10 protein-coding genes and 1 tRNA gene are annotated in these 11216 nt (G+C 69.1%); 10 read left to right on the top strand and 1 reads right to left on the bottom strand.

Features of this window, described 5'->3' with window-relative positions:
- Positions 1-15: 15 nt before the first annotated feature.
- Positions 16-87 (bottom strand) — tRNA-Arg (locus tag ACQPYH_RS32460).
- 80 nt (positions 88-167) lie between these two features.
- Here ACQPYH_RS32460 and ACQPYH_RS32455 point away from each other — a divergent pair.
- From ACQPYH_RS32455 to rpmE, 10 genes are all read left to right on the top strand, one after another.
- Positions 168-1001, top strand: a complete 834-nt coding sequence (locus tag ACQPYH_RS32455; RefSeq protein ID WP_432879170.1) for a hypothetical protein — start codon at positions 168-170, stop codon at positions 999-1001.
- A 122-nt stretch (positions 1002-1123) separates the two neighbouring features.
- Positions 1124-1309 (top strand): PspC domain-containing protein, encoded by a 186-nt coding sequence (locus tag ACQPYH_RS32450; protein ID WP_432879167.1) that lies wholly within the window; start codon positions 1124-1126, stop codon positions 1307-1309.
- A 43-nt stretch (positions 1310-1352) separates the two neighbouring features.
- Positions 1353-1880: a hypothetical protein gene (locus tag ACQPYH_RS32445; RefSeq protein ID WP_432879164.1), complete on the top strand. Its 528-nt coding sequence runs from the start codon at positions 1353-1355 to the stop codon at positions 1878-1880.
- Positions 1881-1942: 62 nt separating this feature from the next.
- Positions 1943-3601 carry an arginine--tRNA ligase gene (gene argS / locus ACQPYH_RS32440; protein ID WP_432879162.1) on the top strand — a complete coding sequence of 553 codons (1659 nt, stop codon included), beginning with the start codon at positions 1943-1945 and terminating at the stop codon, positions 3599-3601.
- Positions 3598-5004 carry a diaminopimelate decarboxylase gene (gene lysA / locus ACQPYH_RS32435; RefSeq protein WP_432879160.1) on the top strand — a complete coding sequence of 469 codons (1407 nt, stop codon included), beginning with the start codon at positions 3598-3600 and terminating at the stop codon, positions 5002-5004. The genes argS and lysA overlap by 4 nt, the downstream gene beginning before the upstream one ends.
- Positions 5001-6296 (top strand): homoserine dehydrogenase, encoded by a 1296-nt coding sequence (locus ACQPYH_RS32430; protein WP_432879157.1) that lies wholly within the window; start codon positions 5001-5003, stop codon positions 6294-6296. The genes lysA and ACQPYH_RS32430 overlap by 4 nt, the downstream gene beginning before the upstream one ends.
- Positions 6297-6300: 4 nt before the next feature.
- A complete protein-coding gene (thrC, locus tag ACQPYH_RS32425) occupies positions 6301-7365 on the top strand; it encodes a threonine synthase (protein WP_432879155.1) in 1065 nt (354 codons plus the stop codon).
- A gap of 5 nt (positions 7366-7370) precedes the next feature.
- Positions 7371-8315: a homoserine kinase gene (thrB, locus tag ACQPYH_RS32420; protein ID WP_432879152.1), complete on the top strand. Its 945-nt coding sequence runs from the start codon at positions 7371-7373 to the stop codon at positions 8313-8315.
- Between the two features lie 327 nt (positions 8316-8642).
- Positions 8643-10880, top strand: coding sequence for a transcription termination factor Rho (gene rho, locus ACQPYH_RS32415; protein WP_432879150.1), 2238 nt, complete (start codon positions 8643-8645; stop codon positions 10878-10880).
- Positions 10881-10991: 111 nt separating this feature from the next.
- Complete coding sequence (rpmE, locus tag ACQPYH_RS32410; RefSeq protein ID WP_130448620.1) at positions 10992-11198, top strand: 50S ribosomal protein L31; 207 nt, start codon at positions 10992-10994, stop codon at positions 11196-11198.
- Positions 11199-11216: the final 18 nt, after the last annotated feature.

Raw genomic sequence — 11216 nt, 5'->3', positions numbered from 1 at the left:
GGTTCGGCTTGTACGCGCCCCCGGCAGGATTCGAACCTGCGCACCCGCCTCCGGAGGGCGGTGCTCTATCCCCTGAGCTACGGGGGCTCAGGAACTTGCAGAACAGTAGCAGGAAAGTTCGCTTGATCCCGAATTGGGGGACACCTGGGCCGGGTAGAAACCGGGGCATGCGCAAACTGGGGATTGCTCTTGTCATGGTGTTCGCCGCCCTGCTTGTGCCTGCTCAGGCTCAAGCCGTCACCGGATGGAGGATCGTCGGGTCCGACAACGCCCGGCCGCTGGATGAAAGTCAGGGACTCGCCACAGTCACACGTGGCGGCAGTACGCAGTACCGCTACACCGGTTTAGGCACCATTCCGGCCGACCTGTTGGTGCGGGGCTGGAATCACGTCGGCGACCCGGGTGCCGCACAGGGCTGGTACGTCGAGCCGTACCAGCGGGACGACCGCAACGGGAAGCTGTACCGCGTGCAGTCGCCCAGCGGCACCTGGGCCAACTACGTCCACGCGCTCGAGCCGTGGGAGGCGAACAACAACAGCTTCGCCGCCGTCTCGCCCGACGCGCAGTGGATGGTCACCGGCGAGTGGGGAACGATGGACCGCCTGCTCGTCCTCCCGATGCCAGGTGTCGCCGCGACCGACCCGGCGCAGAACCTCCCGTACGCCTCAGCGGTCCGCCTCGACCACCAGATCCGCGACGTACAGGGCTGTGACTTCGCCACCGCGACACAGCTGCTCTGCTCCTCCGACGACCCGGACGGCAGCCTGTTCGGTACGACGAAGCCGCTGCTCCAGGTCGATCTGACCGCGCCGGTCGGGTCCGGCGACGTGACCGGCCACGTCACCTCACTAGGCCAGCTCCCGCTCCAGAGCGGCTGCTCCGGCTCCTTCGAGGTGGAGGGAATCGACTACTACGAGAACGACGGGACGCTGCGGGTCGTGGTCATGTCACCGAGTGTCTGCGTCGGGATCGACAGCAAGACGTACCGCTTCCAGCGCTAATTCGATCGTCGTACGGGGGACCCCTGAGCGGACCCTGGAACCCCCGTGCGGCGGGATCAGATCGGGTACCGGCGCCGTCATAGTGGGGGTAAGGCCCAACAGTGGAAAGGAAAACGGTACTCATGGCTAGCTCTCTGGTCCGCCCGTCAAATGATCGCTGGATCGGCGGTGTCTGTTCCGGACTCGCTCGCCGGTTCGGTATCTCGTCCAACACGATGCGCCTGATCTTCGTGGTCAGCTGTCTGTTGCCCGGCCCGCAGTTCCTCGTCTACATCGTGCTGTGGGTGCTGATGCCGTCGGAGCGCTGACCCTCCGGCGGAGTACGTCGCGCCGCATGGCAACCTGCTCTGCATGAGAGCAGGCAGCTGGCGAACGGCCGTTACGGTAGCCGCTCTGCTGCTCACGAGCAGCGTGGTGGGCGGCTGCCAGGTCGGTCCCGCGCCCCCGGCCGCCGCCGTACTGCGGACCACCGCACCGCCCTGGGACGCCCCGCGCGACGCGGTCTCGTACATCGACAAGGCCGGCTTCGAACGCCTACCGCTCGACTTCTCCGGCCCGTCGCCGTACACCGTGCACATCGCGGTCACCGTGGACGGCAAGCCGGTAGAGGTCCCGGCCGGCATCGGCATCGACAAGCTCCGGGCCGAGCAGGCCGCCGTACACACCCACACCACCGACGGCCTGGTCTGGGTCGAGGCCAAAACCACCTCCGACCACCCCACCCTGTCCCAGTTCTTCACCCTCTGGGGCATCAAGTACGACGCCCGTTGCCTGGCGGATGCCTGCGCCGGCCTGAAGGTCGCGGTGAACGGCTCACCCGCCGCCTGGGACACCCCGCTGGTGCGTAACGGCCACATCACGGTGAGCGCGCGGAGCTGACCGCGTACCGGGCTGTGGATAGCGGGTCAAGGGTTTGGGGGTAGGGCCATTAGGCTGAGGCGGTGACTCCGGAACAGCTCGCTGAGAAGATCCTGCAGGCCCTGGCCGCGCTCGCCGACGACGGCGCCATCGCCGTCGAGGGCGGGCTGCCGCGCGAGCTGAAGGTCGAGCGCCCCAAGAACCCCGAGCACGGGGACTACGCCACGAACGTCGCGATGCAGCTCGGCAAGCGTGCCGGGATGAATCCGCGGCAGTTCGCCGAGCTGCTCGCCGCCCGGCTCCGCGACGACGAGGCGATCACCGCGGTGGACATCGCCGGACCGGGGTTCATCAACCTCCGGGTCGCCGCCGACGCCCAGGGCAAGATCGCGCAGTCGATCCTCGACGCCGGCGCGGCGTACGGGTCGAGCGACAGCCTGCACGGCCGCGCGATCAACGTCGAGTTCATCTCGGCGAACCCGACCGGCCCGCTGCACCTCGGTCATACCCGCTGGGCGGCCGTCGGCGACGCGCTCGCCCGGGTGCTGGCCGCCGCGGGCGCGAGCGTGACCCGCGAGTTCTACATCAACGACCGCGGCAACCAGATGGACAAGTTCGGGGCCAGCCTGCAGGCGGCCGCGCACGGGCAGCCGATCCCCGAGGACGGGTACCACGGGGAGTACATCCTCGACCTGGCCAAGCAGATCGTCGCCGAGGTGCCGGGGATCACCGAGCTGCCGGACGCCGAGCAGCCGATCGCGTTCCGCGAGGCGGGGTACGAGCGCCAGCTCAAGGAGCAGCAGTCCCAGCTCGAGCACTTCCGGACCAAGTTCGACGTGTGGTTCTCCGAGCGCAGCCTGCACGAGCAGGACGGTGTCGGCCACGCGATCCAGAAGCTCCGCGAGCAGGGCCATCTGTACGACGCGGACGACGCGCTCTGGATGCGGACCACGGACTTCAGCGACGACAAGGACCGCGTGCTGATCCGCTCGAACGGCGAGCCGACGTACTTCGCCTCCGACGCGGCGTACTACGTGAACAAGCGTGAGCGTGGTTTCGAGACCTGCATCTACATGCTCGGCGCCGACCACCACGGCTACGTGAACCGGCTCAAGGCGATCTCGGCCTGCGCCGGCGACGACCCCGAGCACAACATCGAGATCCTGATCGGCCAGCTGGTGAAGATCCTCAAGGGCGGCGAGGAGATGAAGCTGTCCAAGCGGGCCGGCACGATCGTCACGCTCGCCGAGCTGGTCGAGGAGGGCGGCGTCGATGCCTTGCGCTACACGCTCTGCCGCTACCCGACCGACTCGCCGCTGACCCTGGACATCGAGGAGATGACCCGCCAGGCCAGCGAGAACCCGGTGTACTACGTGCAGTACGCGCACGCCCGGCTGGCCTCGATCCTGCGCAACGCGGACGAGCTCGGCATCAAGCTGGACGAGTTCGATCCGGGCCTGCTCAGCCACGAGCGCGAGGGCGACCTGCTCCGCGCGCTGGCCGAGTTCCCGCGCGTCGTCGCCACCGCCGCCGAGCTGCGCGAGCCGCACCGCATCGCGCGGTACCTGGAGGACACGGCGTCGGCGTTCCACAAGTTCTACGACAGCTGCCGCGTGCTGCCACGCGGCGACGAGGAGGTGGAGCCGGTGCACAAGGCTCGCCTGACCCTGGTCTCCGCGACCCGGACCGTGTTCGCCAACGGGCTCGACCTGCTCGGCGTCTCCGCACCGGAGCGGATGTGAGGGCGCACGAGGCGGGCGCGCTGCACGCCGACATCGGCCACCGGGCTCCGCCCTGGCTGCGCGCGCCGCGGGACCCCAACGACCTCGTCACCTCGCTCTGGTCGATGTCGGCCAAGAAGACGGCCGAGGGCTCGCTGGTCGTCGGCGGCGTCGACGTCCGTGACCTGGTCGCCGAGCACGGCAGCCCGGCCTTCGTCCTGGACGAGGACGACTTCCGGGCCCGCGCCCGGGCGTTCAAGACCGCCTTCAAGGACTTCGACGTCTACTACGCCGGCAAGGCCTTCCTCTGTACGACGGTCGTCCGCTGGGTGATGGAAGAGGGCCTGAACCTCGACATCTGCAGCGGCGGAGAGCTGGCCGTCGCGCTCCGGGCGGGTGCCGACCCGAAGCGGTTGGGGTTCCACGGCAACAACAAGTCCGAGTCCGAGCTGGCACGCGCGCTGGACGCAGGGGTCGGGCGGATCATCGTCGACTCGCAGTACGAGATCTCCCGGCTGATCGAGCTGGCGGGGGAGCGCAACGTCGTCGCGCCGGTGATGATCCGGGTCACCGCGGGCGTCGAGGCGCACACCCACGAGTACATCGCGACCGCGCACGAGGACCAGAAGTTCGGCTTCTCGATCACGTCCGGCGCGGCCTTCGAAGCCGTTGCCCGGGTCAACGAAGCGCCCGAGCTCGAGCTGCTCGGCCTGCACTCGCACATCGGCTCGCAGATCTTCGACTCGTCCGGGTTCGAGGTCGCCGCGAAGCGCGTGATCGCCCTGCACGCAAGGGTTTCCGACGAGCTCGGCGTGGACATGCCGGAGCTCGACCTCGGCGGCGGGTTCGGCATCGCGTACACGACGCAGGACGACCCGTCCGACCCGGCGCAGCTCGCGACCGAGATGGGCAAGATCGTCGAGCACGAGTGCCGCGCGTTCGAGGTCGACGTGCCCAAGGTGTCGATCGAGCCGGGGCGCGCGATCGTCGGACCGGCGATGTGCACGGTGTACACGGTCGGCACGGTCAAGGAGGTCGAGCTCGACGCCGGCGCTATGCGGACGTACGTGTCCGTCGACGGCGGGATGAGCGACAACATCCGCGCCGCGCTGTACGACGCCGACTACTCCTGCACGATCGCCAACCGGTACTCCGACACCGAGCCGACGCTGGCCCGCGTGGTCGGGAAGCACTGTGAGGCCGGGGACATCGTCGTGAAGGACGAGTTCCTGCCGGCCGACGTGCAGCCCGGCGACCTGATCGCCGTCCCGGGGACCGGCGCGTACTGCCGCTCGATGGCGAGCAACTACAACCACGTGCCGCGGCCGCCGGTGATCGCGGTCAAGGACGGTCGAACGCGGGTCGTCGTACGCCGTGAGACCGAAGACGACCTGCTGCGCCTTGATATGGGGACCGCCGAATGAACGACAACAAACCTCTTAAGGTAGGCCTGCTCGGTTGCGGAGTGGTCGGCACCGAAGTGGTGCGGATCCTGACCGAGCAGGCGGACCATCTCGCGGCCCGCGTCGGCGCCCGCCTGGAGATCGCAGGCATCGCGGTACGCCGTCCCGGCCGCGCGCGCGACATCGCGGTCGACCCGGAGTTGATCACGACCGACGCGCAGGCGTTGGTGTCGCGCGGCGACCTGGATCTGGTGATCGAGGTCATCGGCGGTCTCGAGCCCGCCCGCAGCCTGATCCTGACCGCGCTCGAGCACGGCGCCTCCGTCGTTACGGCGAACAAGGCGCTGCTCGCGGAGGACGGCCCGACGCTGTTCGCCGCCGCCGAGAAGTACGAGCGCGACCTGTACTTCGAGGCCGCTGTCGCCGGCGCGATCCCGATCCTGCGGCCGCTGCGCGAGTCGCTCGCCGGTGACGACGTGATCCGGGTGATGGGCATCGTCAACGGCACCACGAACTACATCCTCGACAAGATGGACACCACCGGCGCCGGCTTCGACGAGGCGCTCGAGGAGGCCCAGGCGCTCGGGTACGCCGAGGCCGACCCGACCGCGGACATCGAGGGATTCGACGCGGCCGCGAAGGCAGCGCTCCTTGCCAGCCTGGCGTTCCACACCCGCGTCTCGATCGCCGACGTACACCGCGAGGGCATCACCGAGGTGAGTGCGACCGATATCGCGTCGGCCCGCGAGATGGGCTGTGTGGTCAAGTCGCTGGCGATCTGCGAGCTCGACGAGACGACCGACTCGGTCAGCGCCCGGGTGTATCCGGCGATGATCCCGGTCACGCATCCGTTGGCCAGTGTTCGGGACGCGTACAACGCGGTTTTCGTGGAAAGCAAGGCAGCCGGGCGGCTGATGTTCTATGGTCGTGGTGCCGGCGGCGCCCCGACGGCCAGTGCAGTCCTCGGGGATCTGGTGTCCGCCGCGCGCAACCGGCTCAAGGGCGTGCCGGGTGTCGGCGAGTCGTCGTACACCCAGCGGTCCGTGCGGCCGATGGGCGACGCGATGACGCGCTACCACGTGTCGCTGGACGTGGCCGACAAGGCCGGTGTGCTGGCGGCGGTGGCCCAGGCCTTCGCCGAGCACGACGTGTCGATCCAGACCGTCCGCCAGGAAGGCCGGGGCAGTGACGCGGAGCTGGTGGTGGTGACTCACACCGCGACCGACGCCGCGTTGTCCGCGACCGTGGAGGCCTTGCGCGATATGGACATCGTTCGGGAAGTCAGCAGTGTGATGCGGGTGGAAGGCGAGTAGAACTATGGCTCACCAGTGGCAGGGCGTGATCGAGGAATACCGGGACCGGCTTCCCGTATCGGCGGACACGCCGGTCGTCACGCTCGGCGAGGGCGGTACGCCGCTGGTGGCCGCGCAGTGGCTGAGCGAGCAGGCCGGCTGCGAGGTCTGGCTGAAGGTCGAGGGCAACAACCCGACCGGCTCGTTCAAGGACCGCGGCATGACCGTGGCGATCTCGCTCGCGGCGCAGGCCGGCGACAAGGCGGTCGTCTGCGCCTCGACCGGCAACACGTCGGCCTCGGCCGCGGCGTACGCCGTGCGCGCCGGGATGGTCCCGCTGGTGCTGATCCCGGCCGGCCGGATCGCGAAGGGCAAGCTCGCGCAGGCGGTCGTGCACGGCGCCAAGCTCGTGCAGATCGACGGCGGCTTCGACGACTGCCTGCGGATCGTGCGCGAATTGGGCAAGCACTACCCGGTCGCCCTGGTGAACTCGGTGAACCCGGTCCGCCTGGAAGGGCAGAAGACCGCGGCGTTCGAGGTGTGCGACGCGCTTGGTGACGCCCCCGATCTGCACCTGCTTCCGGTCGGCAACGCGGGCAACATCGCGGCCTACTGGAAGGGATACCAGGAGTACGCGAAGGACAAGCTCGCGACCAGGACCCCGCAGATGTGGGGGTTCCAGGCCGAGGGCGCGGCGCCGATCGTGCGCGGTGCGATCGTCGAGAAGCCGGAGACCGCGGCCACCGCGATCCGGGTCGGCAACCCGGCGTCCTGGACGCCGGCCGAGGCCGCGCGGGACGAGTCGGGCGGCCGGATCGAGATGATCACCGACGAGAAGATCCTGAACGCACAGCGTGAGCTCGCCGCGCGTGAGGGCGTGTTCGTGGAGCCCGCTTCGGCGGCCGGCGTCGCCGGTCTGCTGCATGCCAAGGCGCAGGGCTGGCTCCCAGGCGGCTCGACCGTTGTGATCACGGTCACCGGCCACGGCCTGAAGGACATCGACACGGCCCTCGACCACGCCACGGTCGACGAGTCGCCGATCACCCCTGCCGACACCGACGCGGTCGCCCGCGTCGCCGGGCTCGCCTGACAGCCATGGGCGAACACAAATCCTGTGATCAGGTCCGGGTCCGGGTTCCGGCGACGAGCGCGAACCTCGGCCCGGGCTTCGACGCGTTCGGCCTCGCGCTGACGCTGTACGACGACCTGGTCGTGACGCCCGGCGGATCGGGCGTGACCGTTCAGGTGAGCGGATGTGGCCAAGGCGAAGTACCGCTGGACGAGACGCATCTGGTGGTGCAGTCGATCCGGGCCGGGCTCGAAACGCTCGGTGCGTCGGTGCCCGGGTTCACGTTGCGCTGCGAGAACCGGATCCCGCACGGTCGCGGGCTCGGTTCGTCGTCCGCGGCGATCGTCGGCGGCCTCGCGGCGGCGTACGCACTGGCGGGGGAGCCGGTCGATCGCGAGCGTCTCGTCGTACTGGCGAACGAGCTCGAAGGGCACCCGGACAACGTTGCGGCGGCAGCCCTCGGAGGGTTCACAATCGCTTGGACAGAAGGGCCTGCATCGATTGAGGGGCGTGGCCGCGCGGTCCGGTTGGAGCCGGCGGACGGATTGGCTGCGGTTGCTTATGTACCTGACAATCGCGTGCTGACCAAAGAGGCGCGCGGACTGCTGCCGGGCGTTGTTTCCCACACCGACGCGGCGGCGAACGCGGGCAAGGCCGCGTTGCTCGTCGCGGCGATGACCGGCCGGCCGGAAATGCTGCTGACCGCGACCGAGGACAGGCTGCATCAGGAGTACCGCGAGCCGGCGATGCCCGAGAGCCTCGCGCTGGTGCACAAACTGCGCGGCAGTGGGCTGGCCGCGATCATCAGCGGAGCCGGTCCGACAGTCGCCGTACTGGGCGGTCACGACGGTAAAGGTGCAGGTCAGGGCGATCTTTTCGGCGGTACGCCGGAGCCGCCGGACGGCTGGACGAAGTACGAGCTGGGCATTGATCCAGTCGGCGTACAGGTCTGGTCCATGGAAGCCGGCTGAGGCGGGGGAATCCTGAGGCGCTGACACGCGTTGTACAGACCGAGTCAACCGGACGACCCGTAGTGGTGCTAGTCTCGACTCACCCGATCCCCTCCAGGTGATCGGTGAACTCTCGTCACGATCCGGGCTGTGCTCCCGGCACCCTGTGTTGTGTGGCGACCCTCCTGTGGATGTGACCTTGCGCCGCCTGCGTCGGAGAAGTCCGGGGGGACTCAGATCGAGCGAGAGCCTCTTGTAACCCGCGTGCCCGTTGTGCGGTCGTGGGTGGAATGAAATTGGTCGATGAGCCGTGCAGGCCTTCGACGATCCGTGTGGGAAGGACCTCACGTGACAGAAACTGTTGAAGCCTCCAGCGCAGGAGACGCCGCGGCTACCACCGCGCCGCGTCGCCGCAAAGCTGGTGGCGGCCTCGAGGGCATGCTGCTCCCCGAGCTCAAGCAGCTCGCCGGGACGCTCGGCATCAAGGGCACCGGCGCACTGCGCAAGGGCCAGCTGATCGAGGCGATCAAGGCCGCTCAGACCGGCGGTTCCACCGCCAAGGGCGGCTCGACCGGTGGCTCCCGGGCGAAGGTGACACAGCCGACGCTCGATGAGGCCACCGAGTCATCTGAGTCATCTGCGTCGTCTGCGTCATCTCCAGCGCCCGCGGCGAAGACCGCTGGGGCGCCGGCCAAGCGCGAGGGTGGCAGTCGCCGGACCCGCGCCGCGGCCCAGAAAGACACACCGCTCGACACTCCGAAGGACGAGCCGGCGCAGAACGGCGCCGCTCCCGAGGTGACCGCTCCGGCCGCCGCGACCGTCACTTCCTCGGCTCCGGCCGAGGCGCCGGCCACGGTCGCGGGTTCGGGGCACGCCGGGACCACCGCCCAGAACGGCGCCGCCGAGCGGGTCGAGACCCGTGGCGACGAGCGCGCCGACGACCGCGGCGACAACCAGAGCCGCAACCGCGACCGCGCTCGGGACAGCCGGGACAGCCGCGACGGCAACCAGAACCGGGACCGCAACCGCGACAACCAGAGCCGGGACACCACCCGGGACGGTCAGCGCGACAGCCAGGGCAGCCGCGACGGCAACCGCGAGCAGAACCGCGAGCAGAACCGGGACGGCAACCGCGACCGGAACCGCGAAACCGGCCGCGACAATGCCCGCGACACCGGGCGCGACAACGTCCGCGACGGCCAGACCGACAACCAGCGGAACCGCCAGGACGACCGTGGCGAGGATGGCGACGGACGTCGTCGCCGTCGCCGGGGTCGCGACCGGGAGCGCAACCGCGACGGCCAGCCGACCAGCCGCGACGGTGGCCGTGACGGCGGGCGGGACAGCGGCCGTGACAGTGGTCGCGACAGCAACCGCAACCGTGGTCGCGGCGAGCGGTTCGACGCCGAGCCGACGATCAGCGAGGACGACGTCCTCGTCCCGGCGGCGGGCATCCTCGACGTACTCGACAACTACGCGTTCGTCCGGACCAGCGGCTACCTGCCCGGCCCGAACGACGTGTACGTCGCACTCTCGATGGTCAAGCGCTACGGCCTGCGCAAGGGTGACGCGATCACCGGTGCGGTGAAGCAGCCGCAGGAGGGCGAGCGCAAGGAGAAGTTCAACCCGCTGGTCCGGATCGACACCGTCAACGGCGCCGACCCGGAGATCGCCAAGCAGCGGCAGGACTTCAACAAGCTCACCCCGCTGTACGCGACCGAGCGGCTGCGGCTGGAGACCGAGCCGGGGATCCTCACCACCCGGATCGTCGACATCGTCAGCCCGATCGGCAAGGGCCAGCGCGGCCTGATCGTCTCGCCGCCGAAGGCCGGTAAGACGATGGTGCTGCAGGCGCTCGCGAACGCGATCACCACGAACAACCCCGAAGTGCACCTGATGGTCGTGCTGGTCGACGAGCGGCCCGAAGAGGTCACCGACATGCAGCGCACGGTCAAGGGCGAGGTCATCGCCTCGACGTTCGACCGTCCGGCCGACGACCACACCACGGTCGCGGAGCTGGCGATCGAGCGGGCCAAGCGGCTGGTCGAGCTCGGCCACGACGTCGTCGTACTGCTCGACTCGATCACCCGGCTGGGCCGTGCGTACAACATCGCGGCGCCCGCCAGCGGCCGGATCCTGTCCGGCGGTGTGGACTCGTCCGCGCTGTACCCGCCGAAGCGGTTCTTCGGAGCGGCCCGCAACATCGAGGACGGCGGCTCGCTGACCATTCTCGCGACCGCGCTGATCGAGACCGGCTCGAAGATGGACGAGGTGATCTTCGAGGAGTTCAAGGGCACCGGCAACATGGAGCTCCGGCTGCGCCGCGAGTTCGCCGACCGCCGCATCTTCCCGGCCATCGACGTCGTCGCCTCCGGCACCCGCCGCGAGGAGCTGCTGATGTCGAAGGACGAGACCCAGGTCGTCTGGAAGCTGCGCCGGGTGCTCTCGGCACTCGACGGTCAGGCGGCGCTGGAGCTGCTGATCGGCAAGCTCAAGGAGAGCAAGTCGAACATCGAGTTCCTGCTCCAGGTCAACAAGACCACGCCGTCGACCGGCTCCGGCCACAGCACCACCAACGGCGACTGAACGACCCTCGATTACCAGTTTGCCGCCCTCGGGTGGCAAACTGGTACGTCGGTTCCGGTTCACGTTCACACCGTGTGGACGACCCGGGGCACCTGAACCTAGGAGACTGTCTTGAAGAGCGACATCCACCCGACGTATGTGGAGACCACGGTGACCTGCACCTGTGGCTCGACGTTCACCACGCGCTCGACCGCGGAGAACGGCGTGATCCACGCCGACGTGTGCTCGCAGTGCCACCCCTTCTACACCGGCAAGCAGAAGATTCTGGACACCGGTGGCCGGGTCGCCCGCTTCGAGAAGCGGTACGCCAAGAAGTAGCTGTCCTGCCGCGCGCCG

Origin of the sequence: Kribbella sp. CA-245084 (genome assembly GCF_050942355.1) — a bacterium.
Lineage (GTDB): Bacteria > Actinomycetota > Actinomycetes > Propionibacteriales > Kribbellaceae > Kribbella.
This window is presented reverse-complemented; position numbering and strand designations above follow the sequence as displayed.